Annotated in this window: 15 protein-coding genes; 10 read left to right on the forward strand and 5 right to left on the reverse strand. The window is 62.4% G+C overall.

All coding sequences use genetic code 11. The features are described 5' to 3' along the window. The first annotated feature begins 30 nt into the window (after positions 1-30). Both AB6O04_RS08465 and AB6O04_RS08470 read left to right on the forward strand, forming a co-directional pair. On the forward strand, positions 31-1,215 hold the full coding sequence (locus AB6O04_RS08465) for a class I SAM-dependent methyltransferase (protein WP_368563405.1): 1,185 nt from the start codon (positions 31-33) through the stop codon (positions 1,213-1,215). After that, positions 1,203-1,625 (forward strand): VanZ family protein, encoded by a 423-nt coding sequence (locus AB6O04_RS08470; RefSeq protein WP_368563406.1) that lies wholly within the window; start codon positions 1,203-1,205, stop codon positions 1,623-1,625. Before AB6O04_RS08465 ends, AB6O04_RS08470 begins: the two co-directional genes overlap by 13 nt. Before the next feature lie 334 nt (positions 1,626-1,959). Here AB6O04_RS08470 and AB6O04_RS08475 read toward each other — a convergent pair whose 3' ends face one another. From AB6O04_RS08475 to AB6O04_RS08485, 3 genes are all read right to left on the reverse strand, one after another. Continuing rightward, the gene (locus AB6O04_RS08475; protein WP_368563407.1) at positions 1,960-4,305 is read right to left on the reverse strand and encodes a family 20 glycosylhydrolase; all 2,346 of its coding nucleotides are present in this window, start codon (positions 4,303-4,305) and stop codon (positions 1,960-1,962) included. Between the two features lie 99 nt (positions 4,306-4,404). Next, the gene (locus AB6O04_RS08480) at positions 4,405-7,080 is read right to left on the reverse strand and encodes a TonB-dependent receptor (RefSeq protein WP_368563408.1); all 2,676 of its coding nucleotides are present in this window, start codon (positions 7,078-7,080) and stop codon (positions 4,405-4,407) included. A gap of 144 nt (positions 7,081-7,224) precedes the next feature. After that, positions 7,225-8,247, reverse strand: a complete 1,023-nt coding sequence (locus tag AB6O04_RS08485) for a glucokinase family protein (RefSeq protein ID WP_368563430.1) — start codon at positions 8,245-8,247, stop codon at positions 7,225-7,227. 419 nt (positions 8,248-8,666) lie between these two features. Here AB6O04_RS08485 and AB6O04_RS08490 point away from each other — a divergent pair, with 419 nt between their 5' ends. The 6 genes from AB6O04_RS08490 (at position 8,667) to AB6O04_RS08515 (ending at position 16,011) form a co-directional block, all read left to right on the forward strand. Further along, complete coding sequence (locus AB6O04_RS08490; protein ID WP_368563409.1) at positions 8,667-9,980, forward strand: sugar MFS transporter; 1,314 nt, start codon at positions 8,667-8,669, stop codon at positions 9,978-9,980. Between the two features lie 8 nt (positions 9,981-9,988). Next, positions 9,989-11,086: a LacI family DNA-binding transcriptional regulator gene (locus AB6O04_RS08495; RefSeq protein ID WP_368563410.1), complete on the forward strand. Its 1,098-nt coding sequence runs from the start codon at positions 9,989-9,991 to the stop codon at positions 11,084-11,086. After that, positions 11,086-12,126 carry an SIS domain-containing protein gene (locus tag AB6O04_RS08500; RefSeq protein WP_368563411.1) on the forward strand — a complete coding sequence of 347 codons (1,041 nt, stop codon included), beginning with the start codon at positions 11,086-11,088 and terminating at the stop codon, positions 12,124-12,126. Before AB6O04_RS08495 ends, AB6O04_RS08500 begins: the two co-directional genes overlap by 1 nt. Next, positions 12,123-13,268 carry an N-acetylglucosamine-6-phosphate deacetylase gene (gene nagA, locus AB6O04_RS08505; protein ID WP_368563412.1) on the forward strand — a complete coding sequence of 382 codons (1,146 nt, stop codon included), beginning with the start codon at positions 12,123-12,125 and terminating at the stop codon, positions 13,266-13,268. The genes AB6O04_RS08500 and nagA overlap by 4 nt, the downstream gene beginning before the upstream one ends. 203 nt (positions 13,269-13,471) lie before the next feature. After that, on the forward strand, positions 13,472-14,554 hold the full coding sequence (locus AB6O04_RS08510) for an acyltransferase family protein (RefSeq protein ID WP_368563413.1): 1,083 nt from the start codon (positions 13,472-13,474) through the stop codon (positions 14,552-14,554). Between the two features lie 143 nt (positions 14,555-14,697). After that, on the forward strand, positions 14,698-16,011 hold the full coding sequence (locus tag AB6O04_RS08515; RefSeq protein ID WP_368563414.1) for a PQQ-dependent sugar dehydrogenase: 1,314 nt from the start codon (positions 14,698-14,700) through the stop codon (positions 16,009-16,011). Between the two features lie 360 nt (positions 16,012-16,371). Here the strand turns inward: AB6O04_RS08515 and AB6O04_RS08520 are convergent, their stop codons facing one another. Next, on the reverse strand, positions 16,372-17,598 hold the full coding sequence (locus AB6O04_RS08520) for a multifunctional CCA addition/repair protein (RefSeq protein WP_368563415.1): 1,227 nt from the start codon (positions 17,596-17,598) through the stop codon (positions 16,372-16,374). A gap of 160 nt (positions 17,599-17,758) precedes the next feature. Then, positions 17,759-19,711: a transglycosylase SLT domain-containing protein gene (locus AB6O04_RS08525; RefSeq protein WP_368563416.1), complete on the reverse strand. Its 1,953-nt coding sequence runs from the start codon at positions 19,709-19,711 to the stop codon at positions 17,759-17,761. Between the two features lie 158 nt (positions 19,712-19,869). On the opposite strand from AB6O04_RS08525, the gene AB6O04_RS08530 reads away from it, so the two are divergent. Continuing rightward, complete coding sequence (locus AB6O04_RS08530; RefSeq protein WP_368563417.1) at positions 19,870-20,673, forward strand: sulfite exporter TauE/SafE family protein; 804 nt, start codon at positions 19,870-19,872, stop codon at positions 20,671-20,673. 207 nt (positions 20,674-20,880) lie between these two features. Next, complete coding sequence (locus AB6O04_RS08535; protein ID WP_368563418.1) at positions 20,881-23,739, forward strand: TonB-dependent receptor plug domain-containing protein; 2,859 nt, start codon at positions 20,881-20,883, stop codon at positions 23,737-23,739. The last annotated feature ends 155 nt before the right edge of the window (positions 23,740-23,894 follow it).

Raw genomic sequence — 23,894 nt, forward strand, 5'->3', positions numbered from 1 at the left:
CACTCTCAAGTCCCCACTCTGGTGCGCCCCATGCAGGCCGAGCTTCCCCTCCCTGACGATGTCGCTCTGGCGCATAGCGCCCGGTTGGCGACCCTGATCCGCGACGAGATCGCGGCGGCGGGCGGCGCGATTCCTTTTTCACGTTTCATGGAGCGCTGCCTGTATACGCCCGGTCTGGGGTACTACAGCGCCGGCAGCAGCAAGTTCGGCGAGTCAGGCGATTTCGTCACCGCCCCGGAACTGGGTCCGTTGTTCGCCAGTTGCGTGGCCGAAGCGGTCGCGCCGGTGCTGCAACAGCTAGGGCCGCAGGCGGAATTCCTGGAAATCGGCGGCGGCAGCGGCGCCTTTGCCGAAGTGATGCTCAAGCGGTTGCTGGAACTGGACGCGCTGCCGGCGCGCTACGCCATTCTGGAACCCAGCGCCGACCTGCGCGAGCGTCAGCGCGAACGCCTGGGCCGGAAGCTCATTCCGCCGGTGTTCGACATCATCGAATGGTTGGACGGCCCGCCGGCGACGAAATGGAACGGCGTACTGTTCGCCAACGAAGTGATCGATGCCTTGCCCACGCCGCGCTTCACACTGCGCGATGGCGAGGTTTTCGAGGAAGGCGTTGCGGTAGGCGCGACGGGTGGTTTCGTCCGCACCGAGCATCCGGCCGATGCTTTGCTGGCCGCCGCGGTTCGCCACGTCGAGCGCTACAACGAGCAGCGGTTTCCGGATGGCTATCGCTCGGAATTGTTGCCGCAGCTGCCTTACTGGCTTCAGGCGGTGATGGGTGGACTCGATGCCGGCGCCATGTTGTTCGTCGACTACGGTTATCCGCGCCGCGAGTACTACCTGCCGCAGCGCGACAGTGGAACATTGCGTGCGTTCTATCGCCACCGCGTACATGCCGATCCATTCCTGTGGCCAGGTTTGCAGGACATCACCGCTTCGGTGGACTTCACGGCGCTGGCGGAAGCCGGCACCAACGCCGGTTTCGACTTGGCCGGCTACTGCAGCCAGACGAGCTTTTTGCTGGGTAATGGATTGCAGCAGCGTCTGGAAGAAGTGGAGGCGCGCGCCGAGGAATCCGCCAAGCAGCGCTTTCGCAACGAAGCCAAGCGACTCACCTTGCCCAGCGAGATGGGTGAGCGGTTCCAGGCGATGGGCTTCGCGCGCGATGTGGAATTCGGCGCGGCCTTCCTGATGAATGACCTGAGTTGGCGCCTGTGACGGCGCCGTGGCTGAAACCGTTCCGGCGCCCGCGACTGTGGCTGGGTGTATGGCTGGCGGCTGTGCTGGCCGTGGTCGCATTGTCGCTGATGCCACCGGCGCCATTGCCCGAGCTGCCCTCGGGCGGCGACAAGGTCGAACATTTCCTCGCGTACTGCCTGCTGGCCATGGGCGCGGTGCAGCTCTTCGCAACGCGCGCGTGCTGGTTGCTGGCGGGCGCTGGTCTGATAGCGATGGGAGTTGGCCTGGAGTACGCGCAGGGCGCCTACACCGCTACGCGAATGCAGGACCCCTTCGATGCGTTGGCCAATACCTTGGGCGCCATCGCCGGATTGGCGACCGCGCTGACACCGCTGCGGGACACTTGGTTGCGGGTGGAGCGCCGGCTGCCGCGGTCAGCTCAGCCATAAGATCATCGCGAAACCGTAGGAGCAGCGTCTCGCCGGTAGGAGCGGCGTCCCGCCGCGAGCTCTTACCATCAGATCGCGATTAAAGCGAAGAGCTCGCGCCGGGGACGGCGCTCCTACAAGAGCTTTGCCATGTCAGCAAGGTGATATGTGCGCAAACGAACTGTCCGGCCGAATACAGCCAAAGAACCATGAACGGCTGCGGGCGCAAAAAAATACGCTCGATATGGCTATCAAAGTGTTTCTGTAGGAGCGGCGTCCCGCCGCGAGCTCTTACCATCAGGTCGCGATTGAAGTGAAGAGCTCACGCCGGGACGGCGCTCCTACAGCAGCGCCATCACCTTGGCTGTAGGGTGACCCGGTCCAGCACCCACATGGTCGGCCGGGTATCGCCGGTGAAGGTGATACACAAATCCCTGCGTCCGGTCAGATCAGCAGGCAAGTCCGCTTTAAGATCGACGAAACCGCTGCTATCCGGTTCCGCAGGCAAGGGCACGCTCGCCAGCAGCTCGCCATCGCAGCCGGCATGTATTTCCAGCTCGCCGTGCGCCGACTTGGGCGCCCGGAATTTGCGGTTGGCCTCGTCCTTGTGCAGTTGGAAGTAGTACGGCATACGGCCGGCGCGTACTTTGATGGAGGCGATGTCAGTCAGATCCGCTCCAGACCACAGCCAGCAAGGATTGAAGATATCGACGTTGAAGATGGCGCGTTCGCCATCTGCAGGGCCATCGTCTTCCAAGCGCAGCATCAGGCCGCTGCTGCACATCTGCAGTTCTTCATCGGTGCGGCTGAGCAACGACGCGGCGGTCAGGTGCTGCACGCCGGCGGCAGCGAGCGGCTTGCCATCGGCGAACACCGCCGCGCGTAGCTCTGCCGGCAACGTCAATGCCAACGGAGATTCGTATCGCGGTGATGCTGCGGTGGGGTCGTTACCGTCGGTGGTGTACCGGATGTCCTGGTAACCGGTCGGATTGTCCAGCGTTACGGTCGCCTTGCCGGCCTGGCGGTCCTCCTGCACCGAGAACGCAACTTCAAATGGCGTCGCTGCGTAGTTGATGCCCAGCGCCTGATAGCGCTGCAGCTGCGCAGGCAGGCGAGCCAGGAAGCCGTCGTAGTCCTTGCGGGCCTGTGGTGACCAACCGGTTTCCGCCAATGCCGCGATACGCGGGAAGATGGCGTGCTGCATGCGCGCGAAGCTGCGCATGTGCTCGGTCCAGACATTGGCCTGCAAGCCGAGAATGTGCTGGCGGTGCGCGGCATCCAACTGCTGCGGTACCGGCTCGAATGCGTAGACCTGCTTGAGCGGAATAGCGGCGGGACGGCCGGGCGGCTCGTTAGGCGAATGGGTCTGCAGATAGTCGAAATACAGTTCCGACGACGGCGACATCACGACGTCATGGCCTTGCTCGGCTGCCTCGATGCCGCCTTCGATGCCGCGCCAGGACATCACGGTGGCTTCCGGCGGCAGTCCGCCTTCCAGAATCTCGTCCCAGCCGATCAGGCGGCGATCATGGGCGACCAGGAATTTTTCCAGGCGCTGGATCAAATGGCTCTGCATTGCCATTTCATCCTTGATGCCCAATTCGCGCATGCGTGCCTGTACGCGAGCGGAGGCTTTCCACTGGTCTTTCACCGCCTCGTCGCCGCCGACGTGAACGTAAGGCCCAGGGAACAACCCGATCACTTCCGCGAACACATTTTCCAGAAACTGGAACGTGCTTTCCTCGGTATTGAACAGATAGGTGTTGACACCCCATTCGTTGAGCACCGGCGGCTTGTCACCCAGCACGCCAAGCTCCGGATACGCGGCGATCGCTGCCTGTGCGTGGCCGGGTACATCGATCTCGGGAACGATGGTGATGTGGCGCTCGGCGGCATACTTCACCACGTCGCGAATCTGGTCCTGCGTGTAGTAGCCGCAGTATGGTTTCGGCTTTTCTGTCGCGGGATCCTTGCCGCCGTCGCCCGCGGGAATCCGGCAACCGCCGACTTCGGTGAGCTTGGGATAGCGCTTGATTTCGATGCGCCAACCCTGGTCGTCGGTCAGATGCCAGTGAAAGGTATTGAGCTTGTGCAACGCCATGGCATCCAGTAGTCGTTTGATTTCCTCGACCGACTGGAAATGACGAGCTGAATCCAACATCAAACCGCGCCAGCCAAAACGCGGAGCATCTTCGATATGCAGCGCGGGCACGCGGATCGCCGCCTCGCCGCCTGGTGCAGCCAGCTGCCATAACGTGACGGCGCCGTAGAACAGGCCGCGTTCGTCGCTGGCCCGAACAGTGATCCCGTCCGTTGCGGTATCCAGAACATACGCCTCGGGCGAAGCGCTTTTGAACGCCGGATCCAACACGAACCGGATACCGCCGGCAGCACCGTCCGCCGCGAGCTTCAAATCGATCTTGCCGGTGGTGGAAACCAGCTTCACAAACCGCTTCGCCACGCGCTGCGCCGCCTCGCCCTCTGCATGAACCGGTGTGCTTGCGTCGATGGTGAACTGCCCTTGCCTCGGCTCCAGTTTCGCCGGCAACGGGATCAACGCCATTTCGGCGGAAACATCGGCCGGTGGCGGAGCACCCGCGGTCGCGGCACTTTTCTCATCGCGCTGACAAGCGGCCAACGCCAGCGCAAGTACGGGAATCGCCAGGAAAGACAGCAAGCGGGGAGCGGTAGTTCTCTTCATCTCGATACTCTTCGGGCAATAGCGACAGCATTCCAAAAAAAAGCGGGCCCGGACAAGTCCAGGCCCGCAGAGGGAGAGCATTCCTTTACATTACCGTGATCAGAACTTCAGGCGGACGTTGAAGTAGTACTGGCGCCCGTTGCTGTAGAACGAAGTCGGGATGGCCGCGGTCTGGTAGTACTTGATGGTCGGGTCATTGAGGTTCAGCGCATCCAGCGAGAAGCTCAGGTGATCGTTGACCTTATAGCTCAGTGCCGCCGACAGCGTGCCGAAGTCATCCTGGTAATACGGATTGGCGCCGGACAGACCGATCAGGAACGACGAGCGGCGAGTGTAGCTGACCCGCGCGCCGAAGCTGTCGTTCTCGAAGTAGGCACCCACGTTGTAGGTATTCTTCGACGTGCCGAGCAGGTTGTTGCTGCCGTCCGCCCAAGTGTGCGAGGTGCTGCCGTCAGCGAAGGTGTAGTTGGCGGTGACGCCGAAGTAGTCGCCGATCGGCTGCTCATAAGCTACTTCGAACCCGGTAACCTTGCCGTTGGAGTTGATCGGCACCGAAACCAGGTATTCCTCGAGCTGATTGGTCAATTCGCTGAACAGCATCTGCCTCTCAGTGCCGAAGGCGACATAGTCCTTCAGATTCATCGAGAAGGCACCGACGGACAACAGCCCGCGCGGCATGAAGTACCACTCCAGGTTGGCGTCGAAGTTGGTAGAAACGACGGGGTTGAGATTCGGATTGCCGCCGCCGCCGGTCTTGTTCAGATCCGAGCCCCAGGACGAAGCACCCAGCGCGGAGAAGTCCGGCAGGGTCTGCGTCTGCGAGGCCGCGAAGCGGAACACCAAGTCGTCGCTCAGGTCGAACTTGATATTCGCGCTGGGCAGGACGCGGCTGTGGCTGTTGTTGGTGAACCTGCGGATCCACTGGCCGAACAAGCTGGAAACATCGGCGTTGGCCGGATCGGAGACCGCCTGGTACGAGCTGATGTCCTGGTCGATGTCGACATAGCGCAAGCCGACGTTGCCGCTCCAGTTGTCGCCGACGAAGTTGGCCTGCACGTACGCGGCGAAGTTCTTCTCTTCCACCTTCCACTCGGCGCCGTAGTTGTGGCGGCCGGTTGGACCATCGTTGTCGTGCAGCCAAGTCGAGTTATTGATGATCGCGTCCTTCAGCGCGCCCGGAGTGAAGTACCACAGGTTGCGCGGGAAGCTGCCGCCGACGTTGCTGGCGAAGCCGCTCGGGTACGAGCCGGTGGCGCCATTCTGCAGTGCGCTCCAGATGTCGCCTGGGCTCGCACCTTCCGGCGACTGTGCTTCTCGCGTGTGGTCGGCATAGCGCGCGCCGAAGTCGATCGACGAGAGCACGCCACTGTTGAAGTACTGGGTGAAGTCCGCGGTGAACCAGTCTTCGTCGTCCTTCGCGGTTACTTCCTGGTTGCCCCACGTGCCGAAACTGGTGACGCCGGCGGGGCTGATGTCGCCACCCACATTCCAGTCGAGCGGGGAACCGGCACCGTGGCTGGTCCAGTTGGCGCCACCGCCATTGGCCAAGGTCACCTCGGCGATGAACTGGCGAGGAGTCGAGCCTTCGCCACTAGTGGTGCCGACCTGGAATTTGGAACTCAGGTTGTCGTTGATCTGCCAGTCGGCGTCGAAGGTGACGTATTCGCTCTTGGCAGAAGCCTCGCGATAGATCATGTCGTAGACCGCGTAGTCGCGGCCGGGCTCGCCGGTGTACGTAGCCTGGGCCAGCACGCCGTCCTTCACTACATAGCCTGCGTCCGGTGCCTGGGCGCGGGCGAACGAACCGCCCCACATCATGAAGTTGCGGTTGTAGTTGTTGGCATCCATGTCCGAGCGGAAGCCGCTCAGACCCAGGGTCAGGTTATCGCTGGGCTTGAACTGCACTTCGATCAGGCCGCCCTTGCGCTCGCGGGTCTGTTCGAACAGGGTCGAGCCGAGCAAGCCCGGAACCCATACGCCGACCAAATCAGGATTGGTGGCGGCGACCGGGTCGGTGTCCGCGATCTGGAAGAAGCCGCCCGGGACTTCTTGGGCTTCGCGGCGCAGTTCGCGCTTCTGGCTAAACGCCTGGACCATCACACCGAAGGTGCCGGCGTCGTTCTTGTAGTTGAACAGCCCCGACAGCTGCGGATCGGTGGAGTCGGCCTGCTCGGCGTTGACAACGCCGATCGACGCCTCGGCGGTGATCTGGTCGGCGAATTGCAGCGGCTTGCGGGTAATGATGTTGATGCTGCCGGTGGTGCCGCCGTCCTGTAGCTTGGCCTGCGAGGATTTGTGCACTTCCACTGAGCTGACCAGCTCGGAAGGCAGCAAGGTGTAGCTGACGCTGCGGCCGACGTTGTTGCCCTGGCTGAGCACGAACCAGTCGGCTGAACCGACGGTATGGCCGTTGATCAGGGTCTGGGTCAGGCTGGGGCTGGTGCCGCGCAAGCTGACGCGGTCGGCTTCGTCGAAGCCGCCTTCGTCGGCGGAGGACGAGCTGATGTTCACGCCGGGCAGGCGCTGCAGGGTGTCGGCCACGTTGTGGGCCGGCAACTTGCCGACGTCTTCGGCGGTGACCACTTCGACGCGAGAGTTGGCTTCGCGCTTGGTATCCAGCGACTTTTCCATGCTGCCGCGAATACCGACAACGACCACCTTGTCCAGATCGGTGGCTTCCTGCTGCGCAGGCGCCTGTTCCTGCGCTTGAACGTGCGAGGCCATGCCGAGGCACGTCACGATGGCTGCGGATAGAACGGATTTACGGTAACTCATGATGTCTCTCCCATCATTCATTGAATTGAAATCGACTACGGGCCCAATCGCCCGCGGCCGTGCCTGATGCCTGTTCCCAAGGACGGTGCCGTTTTGCCGCACCCGCGCCGTCCGCCGATACCTGCGTCTGTGCCGACGCCTTCTTCAATCTCCGTTGCGTTGATCGAGATACCAACTGGCCGCGCCAATCACGCCCAGTTGTCCGTGCTCGACCAATTTCACGGGAATCCGCTCCAGTGCCTCGCGCATCGGTCCTTTGTTGAGGAACCTTTCGACGAAGCGGCTGTTCAACAGAAAATCGCGTATCTGCGGCAGGATGCCGCCGGCCAGGTACACGCCGCCTTGCACGCCGTACAGCAGCGCCAGGTCGCCGACCGCGCTGCCCAGCAGGCCGCAGAAAATTTCCAGGCTTTCGCGCGCCAGCGGGTCGCTGCCCGAGGTGGCGGCGGCGGTGATTTCGCCGGGTGTGGTGTAGATGGATTCGCGACCGCGCACCGCGCACAGCGCTGCATGCAGATTCATCAGGCCGGGACCGGACAAGGCGTGCTCGGTCGGCACGTGCGTGCGCTGCTTCAGCATTTCCGTCAGCAAGGCCATTTCGATCGCATTGCCGGCTGTCAGCGCGGCATGGCCGGCTTCCGTGGGCAACACCACCGCTTGCTTGCTGGTGGGAATCCATACCGCGGCGCCCAAGCCGGTGCCGGGTCCAAGAATCAGGATGGGTCCCCGCACGGGCGCGGTCGTTGGTCCGGTGAGTTGAAGCACCTGGCTGGCGTCGACCTGAGCGGCCGCGTGGGCTACCGCCTCGAAGTCGTTGACCAGCTTGAAATCGTCGAAGCCCAGGCGCCTACGGATCTCCTGCGGCGATAGCCGCCAGGGCAGGTTGGCCGTGATCACGGTGCCGTCTTCCAGCGGATAACCCGCGCTGGCGATGACGCCGTGCGCGACTCTGGCGCCGCTCAGCCCGGCCAGGAAATCTTCGATGATTTCGGTCAATCCAGCGTATTGCGCGCAGACGTACTTGCGGTACTCCAGCACCTTTACCCGGTAATTCGGATCCATGCTGGCGCTGACCAGACCGATCCGCACGTGGGTGCCGCCCACGTCGGCCGCGATAAACGCGCCGTCTTGGTGGCTCATGGCATCCATCGGTGTTGACTTGGCAATTGCGACCACACGTCTCCCCACCTGTCCGCTGACTTGGAGCGTCTTACCGCTCCCCCATTGCGGCCGGAGTGTGGGAGCGATTTGACAACGTTGTCAACACTCTGTCATGAAATAGGTGTGGGCCAGCGAGGTTTGCTGACAAATTTGTCACTAAGAGGCGGCTATCTGGTGAATTGGCTGTGTTTACACAAGTTTTCATTCATATTTACGGGCAAATGGGTCAGTCGCTGTGGACTTTATGCTGCATCGCAAGAACAACGAGAGTCCCGGACCACCCGATTTCTTCGCCAAAATGGCAGAAAAAGTGGTTTGCGGGAAAGATTTGTGACAACGTTATTCCCAGCTGAGGTTGCGCCTGCCGATTCGTCAGCCACCTCTCGCGCCAAGCCGATCCAAACCAGTAGGGGAGTCCTTTCGACATGACCGCCATCCAAGGCACGCGCCACACCGGTTCCATCGCCATCATCGGCGCGCTGTTTTTCATCATTGGATTCTTTACCTGGATCAACGGCCCGCTGATCACGTTCGTCAGGCTGGCCTTCGATCTCAACGAAGTGAACGCCTTCCTGGTGTTGATGGTGTTCTACCTGTCGTACTTCTTTCTTGCGTTACCCGCGGCGGCGTTGCTGAAAGTCACGGGCATGAAGAAAGGGCTGGCGGCTAGTTTGTTCGTGATGGCGATCGGTGCGGCGTTGTTCGGCGAGTTCTCCACTCAACGCTGGTATCCGGGTGCGCTGGGAGGACTGTTCGTCATTGGCGGCGGACTGGCGCTCTTGCAGACTGCTGTGAATCCTTACATCAGCATCCTGGGTCCTATCGAAAGCGGGGCCCAGCGCATCGCGGTGATGGGTATCTGCAACAAGGTCGCCGGCATGCTGGCGCCGCTGGTGCTCGGCGCGGTGGTGCTGCATGGCATCGGCGACCTGTCCACCCAGGTGGGCGCCGCCGACCCGGCTACCAAGGCGGCTCTGTTGAATGAGTTCGCCGCCAAGATCCACACGCCCTACCTGGTGATGGCCGGTGTGCTGGTGGTGTTGTCGATCGCGATCCTGTTTTCCCCGTTGCCGGAATTGAAGCCTTCCGAAGTGAACGCCGAGCGCAGTGCGGGCGGTGCCGCAGCTGGCCGGCGCAGTGTCTTTCAGTTTCCGCACCTGTGGCTGGGCGTGTTGTGCCTGTTCGTATACGTGGGTGTGGAAGTGCTGGCGGGTGATGCCATCGGCACCTACGGCAATGGCTTCGGCCTGCCGTTGGACGAAACCAAGTTCTTCACTTCGTTCACCCTGGGGGCGATGTTGTGCGGCTACGTGGCGGGTCTGATCGCCATTCCGCGCTTCATCTCGCAGGAACGCTACCTCAGCGTCTCGGCGGTGCTGGGGCTGTTGTTCGCTATCGGCGCCTTGCTGACCCAAGGCTATGTATCGGTTGGTTTTGTCGCCGCGCTCGGCTTCGCCAACGCCATGATGTGGCCGGCGATCTGGCCGCTGACAATCAAGGGCCTGGGCCGTTTCACCGAGACCGGATCGGCGTTGTTGGTCATGGGTATCGCCGGCGGCGCCATCATTCCCCAGCTGTTCGCCGTGTTGAAGCAGCATTACGATTTCCAGTGGGTATTTGCCGCGCTGACGGTGCCCTGTTATTTGTACATCCTGTTCTACGCGTTGTACGGCCACCGCGTCGGCACGGCAGACAAGACCGCTTTCACGCATGATGACCGCGTACCGGCCAAACAGTAGAAATCAGCATGCGCAGACCCACCATCAAGGATGTCGCCGAACGGGCGAAGGTTTCGTTGAAGACCGTTTCCCGGGTCATCAACAACGAGCCTTCGGTCATGCAGGGCACGCGTGCACGCGTGCTGCACGCCATCGCCGAACTGGACTACGAGCCCGACCAGTCCGCGCGCAATCTGCGTAGCGGTACGCCGTTCGTGATCGGGCTGGTCTACGACAATCCCAATCCGTACCACATCATCGGCGTGCAGAATGGTGTGCTGGCGGCCTGCCGCGAGACCGGCTTCGGGCTGCAGATACATCCCGTCGATTCCACCTCGCCATTGTTGGCGGAGGAGCTGGTGGAATTCGTGCAGCGCTCGCGGTTGGCGGGCTTGGTGCTCACCGCGCCGATGTCCGAGCGCATGGACCTGGTGAATGCACTGGCCGCGCGCGGCGTGAAGCTGGTGCGCATCATCGCCGCCACGGAAGACCCGCAGGATGGTCACGCTTGCGTCTATGTGGACGATCGCGATGCGGCCTACGAAATCACCGAGCACCTGATCCAGCTCGGCCATCAGCGGATCGGGTTTCTTTGGGGCGGATTGGCGCATCGCTCCAGTACCGAGCGCTACGCAGGCTACGAGCAGGCATTGAAGGATTACGGCATTACCGTCGACAAGCACTTGATCGTGCCCGGCGACTACACCTTCGACGATGGCTTTCGCGGCGCGCGACGGCTGCTGGCGCTGCGCGAACCACCCACCGCGATCTTCGGTTCCAACGATGAAATCGCCGCCGGCGTGCTGGCGGCCGCCAAGTCGGGTGGCATGAACGTGCCCTACGATCTGTCGATCGCCGGTTTCGAGGACAGCCCGTTTTCCCGGCAATCGTGGCCGCCACTGACCACCGCCAAGCAGGCTACCGAAGACATCGCCAAGCAGGCCGCGCGTTTGTTGATCGCCGGCCTGCGGCAAGACGCTTACGAAGATAATCCGTCCCCCGTGCACAACCAGGGCTTCGTGCCGCAGTTGGTCGTACGCGGGTCCACCGCACCGGTACGGCCGCGTTCCGAACGCAACGACCGTATCGATCGAACCGACCATTCCGACCGTACCGAACCCGCCTAATGACCGATCTCGCCACGCTTCCGGCCGCTACCGATACCCTGATGTTCCAGGAGGCGCAGCAAACCGCCGACGTCATCGCAACGCAATACGCCCGCAACCAAACGACCGTGCAGGCGCTAGCCGCGGAGCTACGCAGCAACCCTCCGCCGTTCGTGGTTACCTGCGCGCGCGGCAGTTCCGATCACGCCGCCACTTACGGCAAATACCTGTTCGAGACGCAGCTAGGCATCGTCACTGCCTCCGCCTCGCCTTCGGTCGGGTCGGTTTACGAGGCCAAACAGCAACTGCGTGGCGCGCTGTACCTGGTGATCTCGCAGTCGGGGAAAAGTCCGGACCTGCTGCGCAATGCGTCGGCCGCCGCCGATGCCGGTGCGCGCGTGGTCGCCATCGTCAACGCGGAAGACTCGCCGCTGGCCGCACTGGCCGATACCGTCATCCCGCTGCATGCCGGTCCCGAACGCAGTGTGGCCGCGACCAAAAGCTATCTGGGTTCACTCGCCGCGATCCTGCAATTGGCGGCGTACTGGAAGAACGAAGCACCACTGCTGGATGCGCTGCCGCAGCTGCCTGACAGCTTGCGCGCCGCCTGGCAGGCCGACTGGTCGCCGCTGACCGATGGTCTGGTCGATGCGCACAACCTGTTTGTGCTCGGTCGCGGACTGGGCCTTGCGGCCGCGCAGGAAGCGGCGCTGAAGTTCAAGGAAACCTGCGGTCTGCACGCGGAAGCCTACAGTTCGGCCGAAGTGAAGCACGGGCCGATGGCGCTGGTGGGCCCTGGTTTTCCTGTGCTGTGCTTCGCCCAGCCGGACGAAACCGAAGCCGGCACGCTGGCGCTGGCGCGTGAATTCCGCGGCCGCGGCGCGCAGGTGTGGGTCTCGTCCGAACATGGCGATCTGCCACTGGCTTCGGCGCCGCACCCCGCGTGTGCGCCGCTGCTGACCGTGCAGAGTTTTTACCGCGCCATCAATGCGCTGGCGCTCCGCCGTGGCCACAATCCCGACGTGCCGCCGCATTTGAACAAGGTGACCGAAACCGTATGAGCCGCATCGCGCTGATCAACGGCCAAGTACTGACCGTCGATGGTTTCGATCCCGGATGCGCCGTGCTGATCGAAGGCGATCGCATTGTGGCATTGGTTCCGCAGACCGAGCTGCCCGGCGATATCGCTCGCCATGATCTCGATGGTGCTTACTTGCTGCCGGGTTTCATCGACGCGCAGGTGAATGGCGGCGGTGGCGTGTTGTTCAACAACGCACCGACCGTTGAAGCCCTGCGCACCATCGCGCAGGCGCACCGCAGGTTTGGCACCACGGGCATGCTCCCCACGCTGATCAGCGACGATGTGGACGTGATGCGGAACGCAGTCGCGGCGGTGCACGATGCCATCGACCAGGGCGTGCCCGGCGTGCTGGGCATCCATCTGGAAGGTCCTTACCTGGCGCCCGCGCGCAAAGGCACGCACAACGCCGACAAATTCCGCATACCTGATGAAGCGGAAATCACGCTGGCCACCTCGCTGAGCAACGGCGTCACGCTGCTCACGCTGGCGCCGGAGCGGGTGCCGGCCGACAGCATCCGCGCGCTGGTCCAGCGCGGCGGGATCGTGGCAGCGGGCCATACCGCGGCCACATACGATGAAATCCGCGCGGGTCTGGCCGCGGGCATTCGCGGTTTTACTCACCTCTACAATGCGATGTCGCCATTGCAAGGTCGTGAGCCCGGTGCCGTCGGTGCCGCGCTGGAAGATCCCGACAGCTGGTGCGGCATCATTGCTGATGGTGTGCACGTGCACCCGGCCAGTTTGCGTGTGGCGTTGGCCGCCAAACCGCGCGGCAAACTATTCCTGGTCACCGACGCGATGCCGCCAGTGGGCGCGGACGATCCCAGCTACGAACTCTATGGCGAAGTCATCACCGTCCAGGACGGAGTCGTGCGCAACGCCGCCGGGGCACTCGCAGGCTCCGCGCTGGACATGCTGACCGCGGTGCGCAACACGGTGAAGTTGTTGGGACTTCCGCTGGAAGAAGCAGCACGCATGGCAGCGACCTATCCGGCGGACTTCCTGGGTTTGGGCAAAACCCACGGCCGTATCGCATCGAACTATCACGCGGACCTGGTAGCGCTGGATGCCGATTTGCAGCTGAAAGCCACTTGGATCGGCGGCAGCCGTCAGACGCATTGAGAAAGCCGCTGTCCATGTAGAGCGGAGCTTGCTCCGCTGCTTTTGCTCGGTGCTACGAGACACCTTTAACGGTTATTCGCTATCGCCTGCCGTTGCGAGGGCCCAATTGCTACTGTCTCCTTGCTACCGCGGGGCGCAGCTCCGCTCTACGTTTCTCCAGGAGGGGCGTGAATACGCACACAGGGTTCCTGCTAGGGAAAAACATGGCGAACTATAATTCCCCACCCATGCGTTTCAACTCGGTCGATACGCTGCGCGGCATCACCGTCGCCGCGATGCTGCTGGTGAACAATCCAGGCGACTGGGGTCACGTGTACTGGCCGTTGCTGCATGCGCAATGGCATGGCATTACGCCGACTGACCTGATCTTTCCATTTTTCCTGTTCATCGTCGGCGTATCGATCGCGCTGGGCATTGTGCCGCGCGTGGAGACGGGAGCGGATCCGGCCACGTTGCGCCGGACCATCTGGATACGCGCGGCGAAGATCATCGGCCTGGGTTTACTGCTGCATCTGCTGGCGTTCTGGTTGCTGGACAAGCCATGGTTTCGGCCCTGGGGCGTGCTGCAACGAATCGGTCTTTGCTTCGCCGTGGCGGGCATGGCCGCTCTGTATGTGCGGCCACGGGCACAATGGATCTTCATCGCCGTCGCGTTGCTCGGATATTGGGCGCTGTTGGCGGTGAGTGGCGGCTATGTACCACTGACGAATCTCGCCAGCCGTATCGATGCCGCATTGCTGGGACCGATGGCCTACCAGTTCGACGCAGCCACGGGCCGGGGCCACGAGCCAGAGGGCCTGCTGAGCACGCTGCCGGCGATCGCGACGACACTGCTGGGTTTGCGTGCGGGCGAATGGCTGCGTCACGCACAGCTGTGGCGTTTACTGGTGATCGGCGTGGCTTTGTCGGTGATGGGATGGTTGTGGGCGCCGCTGTTTCCGATCAACAAGAATCTATGGACGTCTTCGTACGTGCTGCTTACCGGTGGCTGCGCCATGCTGGCGCTCGCGCTGAGCCATGTTCTGATTGATCGCTATCGCTGGCCGGCGTGGGGACGCAGCTTCGGCGTCAACGCGATAGCGGCTTATGCCGGTTCCGCCGCCATGGTCTTGCTGTTCGCCGGGCTGGGTTGGTGGGAGCCGATATACCGCGTCGGGTTCGCGAACTGGATGACCCCGCTATTCGGGCCATATCTGCCCTCGCTGGCATTCGCGTTGACGTTCGTGCTGTTCTGGTGGGGCGTTGTCCGCTGGATGGATCGGCACCGCTGGTACCTCAAGGTATGACGTAGGTCGGGGGCCACGGCCCCGACGCCGTCGGTGTTCGGCGGCTGTTGTAGCATCCGTTGGTCCCAGCTTGCCCATCACGCTTTTCTCCAGCGTGTTGCGGTAAAACGGCCAGCAGCTCCTCTCACGCAGCGAGCCTCACCATGACGCTAAACCTCTCAACGATCGCTGGCCTGGTGCTTTTACTGGCCGGCTGCAACGGCGCCGTCAGTGTCGAATCCGCCGGCGTAGATTCGAAGGCCTCCGCTGATTCCGCCGAATTCAGCGATGTTTCTTTCATCAGCGTGCGTAGGGCCGACGAAACACCCCCGCCCGCTGCGGTATCTCCTCCGCCTGCGACGGCCAACGCCATGGCGGCTGCGGTGCCACAGGTGACGGGAGGACCGAACCCCGCGCGGCGGATTCCCAACCCACCATTTGTCAGCGCGGAAGTGGCGCGGTTCAACGAACCCTGGGCGATGACCTTCCTGCCTGACGGACGCCTGCTGGTCACCGAAAAAAACGGGCGGTTACGGTTGTTGAATGTCGCCACGCGCCAGGTCGGTGAGATCACTGGCGTGCCTACGGTGGCTTATGGCGGGCAAGGCGGATTCGGAGACATCATCCTGCATCCCCAGTTCGCTGCGAACCGGTGGGTATATCTCAGTTATGCCGAGGCGGGGACGAATAACACCCGCGGCGCGGCGGTGGCACGCGCGCAGTTGATGTTGGATACCAGCGGCAACGGCGGCAGCCTGTCCAATCTGCAGGTGATCTGGCGGCAGACACCCAAGGTCACGGGCGAGGGCCATTACAGCCATCGGCTCGCGTTCGACGGTGAAGGCAAGCTGTGGATCACTTCGGGCGATCGGCAGAAAATGACGCCAGCGCAGGATATGCAGTCGCTGCTGGGCAAGCTGGTGCGTTTGAACGATGACGGCTCCGTTCCCGCCGATAATCCTTTTGCCGCTCAAGGCGGCGTGGCGGCTCAAGTGTGGTCGCTGGGGCACCGGAACATGCTGGGGTTGGATTTCGATGCCCACGGCAGGTTGTGGGTGCACGAGATGGGACCGGCGGGCGGCGACGAACTGAACCTGATCGAGCGCGGTTCTAACTATGGCTGGCCCATCGTTTCCCAGGGGAATCATTACGACGGCACACCCATCCCACGGCACGACACGCGGCCGGAATTCAATGCGCCGGAAGCGTGGTGGACGCCGGTGATCGCGCCCGCGGGTTTCATCATCTACTCCGGCGATATGTTTCCTTACTTCCGCGGACATGGATTCATCGGCGGACTTGCTTCGCAAGCGCTGATCCGCGTTGAAATCACCGGTATACGAGCACGGGAAGCTGCGCGCTATCCCATGGGGCGTCGTATCCGTGAAGTGGAGGAGGGACCGGATGGTGCGATCTGGTTGCTGGAAGATGGAGCCGACGCGCGGCTGTTGAAGCTCACGCCGAATGTGGGTGGGTAGTTTGAGAGCGGGATGTGGGAGCAGGAAGCTCAGCTCTTACGTTCTCATTCTTTGCAAACCCAATTGGCGCTGAGTCTCAGCTCCTGTCTTTTTCGCAAGATTTGGAACTCATCACGCTCGCAAAAGAAGCCGGAGGCTCTTTCCCTTCTCCCTCCGGGAGAAGGTGCCCGGAGGGCGGATGAGGGAATAGCAATGACTCGCCACCGTCCTTTTGCTACAAGCGGATACCTCATTCCCTCATCCGTCGCTGCGCGCCACCTTCTCCCGGAGGGAGAAGGGAGCTGAGATTCGAGCTAATTGGGTTTGCAAAGAATGAGAAGGTAAAACCTGAGCTCTCTCGCTTCCCGATTCCGCTCTTTATTACCGGGTTCCCCGCGCCCTCGCAATTGCCGCAATCCTCGCCTTCCTCACCGCCTCTCCAATCTCCGGTCCGCTCAGTTCCGGATCCACCACATCACGCGCATTGATTGCCATCGCGGCCGCATGCAGCCGCTGCAGTTCGCGCCCTTGCGAATAGTCGGCATCTTCGCTGCCCAGGCGGCCGCGCTTGTCGGCTTCGCAGACCAGCGCCAATTGCGCGATGCGGTCGGGTTTGCGAAAGGCATCGCAGCGCGCCAGCAATTCGAACACGGTGACGTCGCGTAACTCCGTCAGTCGGTGGACGTTGAGATGCTCGCGACAGGCCATGACGGCGAGATCGCGATGTTCCAACGGCACCTTTAGTCGTTCGCACAGCGCCAGCACCGGCTTTACGCCCGCGTGCTCGTGACCGATGTGCTTGGGCAGCACGTCGGTGGGCGTCAGTGCTTTACCCAGGTCGTGCGTCAGCGCCGCAAAGCCGATCACGGCATCGCCGGGCGCCAGCTTCGCGGCCATGTCGCTGACCATCTGCTGATGGATGCCGGTGTCGACTTCCGGGTGGAATTCCGCGCGCTGCGGTACACCGTAGAGCGCATCGATTTCGGGCAGGATGGCGGCCAACGCTCCGGCTTCGCGCAACGTCGCCAGGAATGCGGACGGCTGCGCCGAAGCAAGCGCCCTCCGCAGTTCCTGCCAAACGCGCTCCGGGACCAGTGCATCCAGTTCGCCGCTGGCCGTCATTTCCTTCATCAGCGCCATGGTTTCCGGCGCCACGCGAAACCCCAGCGGCGCGAACCGGGCCATGAAACGTGCCGCGCGCAGGATCCGCAGCGGATCCTCGGCGAAAGCGAGACCGACATGCCGCAGCAGGCATGCCTGGATATCGTCGGCGCCGCCATAGGGGTCGATCAGATTTCCGGTTTCGTCCTGCGCCATCGCATTGATGGTGAAGTCGCGCCGCTGCAGATCTTCCTCCAGCGTCACCGACGGATCGGTGTCCACCACGAAACCGCGGTAGCCGCGCCCGCTCTTTCGCTCGGTCCGGGCCAGCGCGTATTCCTCGCCGGTTTTCGGGTGCAGGAATACGGGGAAGTCCCGACCTACCGGCTTGAAGCCCTGCGCCAGCATCTCTTCCGGCGTGGCGCCGACCACGACGTAATCACGGTCGCCGGGCTCGATGCCCAACAAACGATCACGAACAGCGCCACCGACAAGATAGGTCTTCATGGCGACATGATGCCGGAATGTCTCGCGTCGTAGGAGCGGCCTTCGCTGTTGTAGGAGCGGCGTCCCGCCGCGAGCTCTTGATTTTATTGGGGGCTACCAAAGTTTATCGGCCGCCAAAGGAAGAGCTCGCGGCGAGACGCCGCTCCTACCGTCGCACGGACTAGCTTTTGGGCGCCTGCGCCGTCGGACAAACAAACGCTTTTCGCTTGGCATTGACGCGGCCCAGCATGCGGTCGGTGACCGGCAGGGCGTTGCCGTTAAGACGCCAATCGTAGATCACGCTGAAGGCGAGCACGCGTGCGACGTATTCGCGCGTTTCGCGGTAGCTGATCGTTTCGATCCAAAAATCAGGGTCGTAATTAGGGCGTTGCGATTGCCAACGTGCGGTCGGTGTGGGGCCGGCGTTGTAAGCAGCAATAGCGACATACGGCACGCCGTATTTGTCTTCCATTTGGCGCAGATAGGCCGTGCCCAAGGCGATGTTGGTATCCGAGTCGTACAAGCTGGCTGCGCCACCCCATGGCAGGCCCAGCCGTTTGGCAACCGCAGCGCCGGTACTGGGCAGCACCTGCATCAGGCCCATCGCGTTGGCGCCGGATCGCGCCTTCGGGTTGAACACACTTTCGGCGCGGATTTCGGCGGCCACCCAAGCCGGATCCAGGCCATGCTTGCCGGCTTCGCGGCGGATGGTTTCGCCGTGATGCAGCGGAAAGCGCAGTTCGTACAGGCGCAGTTCGTCGGGTGCTTTGCCCAACGAGAACACGGCGCGGTCGAACCAGCCGTTGTCGCGCGCCACTTCCACCGCGATTCGCCGTTGCGTGTCGTCGAAACGCGATAGCGCGTCGTTCCACTCGCTGGTCGCCCAACCGGGGCGCTCCAGCTTCCATAACTCCATGGCACGCACGATGGCAGCATCACGCGCGACGGTATTCTTCGCCTGCGCCGAGTCCTTGGGCGTCCAGGCGCATAGCGCATATGGTTGACCGATGCGATCGGCCGCCAAAAAGCCGTGGAAGGTCGCCGATTGCGCCGCCTCGCGATACAAGCGTTGTGCTTCTGCCTTGTCGCCCGTCTTTTCCTCCAATCGCGCTTCGAAATAGCGCCAGCGCGAATCGGTGCGCAGCTTCGCCGGCATCTTGCGTAGTGCCGTCAATGCAGCACGCCAATCGCCGCGCGCCAATGCTTCGCGAACCCGCCATTCGTGCAGGTTGTTATCGAAAGCTACTTCGGGCACCTCGTTCAACCGCCGCGCCGAATCCGGCTCGTACGACGCCACGGTCCACAACGCGATCTGGTTCAGCACTTGCCCGCGTTCGGCTTCGTTCATGCCCAAGGCGTTGGCATATTGGGGCAGTTGCCGTTCGGCAGCAGCGGGATCTTTCGTCGCCAGCCGTGCCAGGCCAACCGCGGCCATCTTGCGGCTGCGTTCGGTCTTGGGCCATTGCAAGGCGCGTGGATGCACGCCGTCGATGAAGGCCGCGTAGTCGTTCGCCAAGGCGGCTTCGCCGCTGGGCAGGCCGCGCGCCGCATGACGCATCGATGCGGTCTGGCGTTCGGCGGCGGCCGCATCGATGCGTTCCCAGCGTAGTGCCGCAGGCAGTGCCTGCTTGTTGGCCAGCAGTGCGAACACCGGATCGCAGATGTCGGGCAGCGGCTTGATGCCTTTGCGCCAGACGTCCTGCGCATCCTTGACCCATTGCGCGTCGGCATGGCCCAGCGCCTGTCGCGCGTTCAACTCCGCACATTGCAAAGTGAGGTTGCTGGTCGGTTTCCAATGGGCGCGGAAGGTCGGCCAATCCTGGCGACGCGACAGCGCCGACAGCCACAGGTTACGAAAGGCCTCGGCCACCGCCTGGCCTTCGTAGCGTTTGAGGAACGCCTGTGCCTGCGCGGTGCCGAGCGTGTCGATGTTGCGCTTCAGCCCAGTGAATTCCACCCAACCGTAAAGCGGATGAGACACGATGTCGCGGTATTGCGCGGCATCGAATTGACCACGCTCCGCGGCTTCCAATGCGGCGCGTATGCGCGGCCGTTGCGCGTCCAGGTTTTGTGCCTGGACGGGCAAACAAGCGAGAAGTGTGCTGGCGAGAAGGCCTACGAAGAACCTGTTCACGATCCGTCGCGAGCGACTGCCGAGCGCAGCAGGATCATGAGCAGATTCTAAGAGAGCGGTGGCAACGAGTACGATGTCGGGCTTGTGGCGAGTCATGCACGGAATATACCGAAGCCGGCTGAACGCGCACGTCGATGGAGCTCTTGAGGAGATTGCGTTTGGACGGATTTTGGATTTTTCCTCTGCTCGGCATCGTCGCAGGATTATTGGCGGGATTGCTGGGCATCGGTGGCGGTCTGGTGTTGGTGGCGGCGTTGGTCTGGTTGCTGCCGTTGTATGGCATTCCTCAGGAAGCGGCGATGCATGCGGCCTTGGCCAGTTCGTTGGCCAGCATCGTGTTGACGGCGACATCGTCGGCGTATTCGCATCACCGCCGCGGCAGTGTGCTCTGGCCGACCGTCGCATGGATGGTGCCAGGCTTGTTGCTGGGCGGATGGCTGGGTAGTGACCTGGCGGTCTATCTGGATGGCGACGTCCTGCGTTGGATCGTTGCGAGCTACTGCTTTATCGCGGGTGCGCAGTTGGCCTTCGGCAAGCCTCGGGTGAGCGTTGACAATAAGCCGGTGGAGCCACCGCGCGGATGGCTGATGACCACCGCCGGCACAGCGATCGGCGCGGTGTCGTCGGTGGTGGGTATCGGTGGCGGCAGTATGACCGTGCCGTTGCTGGTGTGGCGCGGGGTGGCGCCAGTCAAGGCAGTGGGCACCTCCAGCGCCGGCGGCGTCGCCATCGGTCTGGCCAGCGCCTTCGGCTATGCGATGCACGCGCCCGCGGGTGCTTTGCCCAGTCACGCCATCGGCTACATCTATTTACCTGCCGCGATCGGCGTGGCGGTGGCTTCGGTCTTCGCAGCTCCGTACGGCACACGGCTGGCTCATTGGATCAGCGGGGCCGCGTTGAAGCGGGTATTCGCACTGTTCATGGTGGTCATGGGCCTGAGCATCGCTATTGCAGGCCGTTAGGTCGGGTCATCACTCCTTGGGTCGCCGCGTGCTTACTGCCCTCCGCAGTTGACCGTCTGTCGGGCCAAGAGGGTGAATTGAAGCGAAATCACTACTACATTCAGCTAATCATCACGCCATCTCTTTACATTTTGTTTACAACTCTTAGTTCGGTCATCGGAAGGACCAAGCGCCGGTGGCCAACCATTCACCCACCAGGAGAGAGAGATGAAGTTGAAGCTACGAAAATCGCGGATGGCGCTTGCCATTCATTGCAGTCTTTTGCTTGCTTTGCCCGCTGTTGCCCTGGGGCAGGACACGCCACCGGACCCTACGACACTCGATGCTGTCACCGTCACCGGCAGCCGCATCAAGCGCTCTGAAATCGAAGGGCGTGTGCCCGTCCAGACGCTGACCCGCGAGGACATCGACCGCAGTGGCATGACCTCGATCAGCGAGATCCTGCAGGAGCTGAGTGGTTCGGGTTCGGCGCTCAACACCAAGTTCAACTCATCGGGCAATTTCGGCTTCTCTCCCAACGGCGATGGCGTGGGTGCGGGTTCGGCGCAAGTAGACCTGCGTCACCTCGGTCCAAAGCGCGTGCTGGTACTGGTCGACGGCATGCGCTGGGTCAACGAATCTTCCGCATCCGGCGTCAGTGCGGCGGTGGATCTCAACACCATTCCGCTTGCGCTGGTGGAGCGAATCGAAGTGCTGGAGGACGGCGCTTCCTCGCTATATGGTTCCGACGCGATTGCCGGTGTCGTCAACATCATCACTCGCCGCAACTTCGACGGTGGTCAGGTCACGCTGAACTACGGGCAATACGACAAGGGCGACGGTCAGATTTCTGGCGCCGACTTTGCCTGGGGCACCAATACCGACCGCAGCAACCTGTTCCTGAGCTTGAGCTACACCAAGCAGGATGAAGTCAGATCTTCTGATCGCAGGATCTCGTCGATCCCGATCCAGGGCGGCAGCTCGCGTGTCCCCGGCGGCATGTTCTCGTTCCGGGACCCGAATGACGTCGCATACCTGCTGACCACCAACGCGGGTCTCAGCAATCCCACCTACACACCCAACCTGCCGGATTGCGACAGCGGCGTTCCGCGTACCGACGGATTCCACTGCTTCGATTTCGCCAACGATGCGTACAACTACGCGCCCTTCAATCTTCTGATCACGCCTTCCGAACGCATGGGCGTATACGGCCAGTACCGCTTCCAGTTCACTGAGCAGACCGAGTTCTACGTCAAGGCACTGTTCAATCGGCGCGAGTCCACCAATCAGGCTGCGCCGGAGCCGATCGATCTCGGCCCGGGCGCCGGCACCACCTATGCCGCGGACATATTCATCCCCGCCAACCACCCGTTCAATCCGTTCGGTTTCGACCTGGACGGTCGCGAAGGCGGAAACGTCGACACGATTCGTCGACGTCCCTCCGAAGGCGGGCCGCGCATCTTCGAACAACAGGTGGACACGCAGTATTTCGCCGCCGGCCTGGAAGGTTCATTCGGTGGCGACCGCCAGTTCTACTGGGACGTCAACGCCGCGTACAGCAAGAACGAAGCCGATCAGGCCAATCGCGGCAGCTACAACGCGCGCAATATCGCCATTGCCTTGGGTGATCCTGCGGTATGCGCCGCGACAGCAGGATGCACGCCGCTGGATATCTTTGGCTTCAACACCATGACGCCTGAGATGCTCGCCTACATCAGTCCGCTGTTCCGCGACCGCAGCGAGCAGGAGCTGTCGCAGTTCACCGCCAACCTCAGCGGCAACCTGTTCCCCACTTGGGCGGGCGATGTCGAATTCGCCACCGGCTACGAATACCGCAAGTACGAAGGCAGCTATAGCCCGGATCCGCAGACCGTCGCCGGCGAATACAACGGCGTGCCTTCGCTGCCCACCTCCGGTAGCTACGATGTCAACGAAGTCTATGTGGAGTTGAACGTGCCGCTGTACGCACAGGAAGGCGGCAGCGGGAAGCTCGACTTGAGCTTGGCCGGGCGCTATTCCGACTATTCCACCTTCGGCGGCGAATTCACGCCGAAGTATGGCCTGCGCTGGCAGGTGGCTGAAGACCTAGTGTTGCGCGCCAGCTATGCCGAAGGCTTCCGCGCGCCGTCCATCGGTGAACTGTACGGTTCGCAGAGCCGCTTCGACGCATTGCTGGTCGATCCGTGCCTGGTGCCGCCCAGCGCACCGCCGGGTTCCACCGCGCCGATCGCCTGCCCGGGCGTTCCTGCCGGTGCGCGCCAGAACGATCCGCAGATTCCCGTCCTGACTGGTGGCAATCCGGAGCTGCAGCCGGAGCGCGCGCGGAGCTTCAGCGCGGGATTGGTGTTCAGCCCGTCATTCGCCGCGGACACAAGTTGGTCGGACAGGTTGGACTTTGAGGTGACGTTCTACCGGCACGATCTGGAAGGCGCTATCCAAGCCATCGACGCGCAAACGCAACTCGACTTGTGCGCCACTACGCAATTGCCGCAATACTGCACCGGCATCAACCGCCTGGCTTCCGGCGAGATCGATACCTTCGCGAACTTCCTCGTCAACCTGGGTTCGATCAAGACCGACGGCTGGGACGCGGACGTGTTCTGGACGTTGCCAGAAACCAGCGCGGGGCGTTTCAAGCTGAGCTGGCAGAACACCTTCGTGACGCGCTTTGAGGCACGCGGTGCCGGCGGACAACTGCAACCGCAGGGGCCCGGCATCGTCGTCAACGACACTGCCATTCCCGAGTGGACGTCCACCGCCACGTTGGATTGGAAACTCGGCGACTGGAACGCGGCCTGGAGCATCCGCCATCTCTCCGAGATGGAAGAAGCCTGCCTGGCCGCGGATCCCGCCGAGTTCTGCGATACGCCGACCAGCAACACCTTGGCCGCGACGACCTATCACGATCTGCAGTTGGGGTACGACTTCGACTGGATGAAAGGTCTGCAACTCACCGCGGGCGTGAACAACCTGTTCGACGAAGATCCGCCGGTGTGCACCTCGTGCTCGCTCAATGGCTATGAAGCATCCACCTACGATATCCCGGGTGGCCGCTTCTTCTATGTGCGAGCGAATCTGCGGTTCTGAGAAAGGTTGATGCCATCAACGAGAAAAGCCGGCCTGATGGCCGGCTTTTTTTGGAGTCTGTTGAAAGTCGGCACCGATTTCTTCTGAGCCGAGATTCTATGCTGATGATCAATCCGTCATGGCGACATAGCATCCTTGTGGGAGTGGTGGGGGGG

The sequence above is a fragment of the Pseudoxanthomonas sp. UTMC 1351 genome (assembly GCF_040948865.1).
In the GTDB taxonomy this organism is placed as follows: Bacteria; Pseudomonadota; Gammaproteobacteria; order Xanthomonadales; family Xanthomonadaceae; genus Pseudoxanthomonas_A.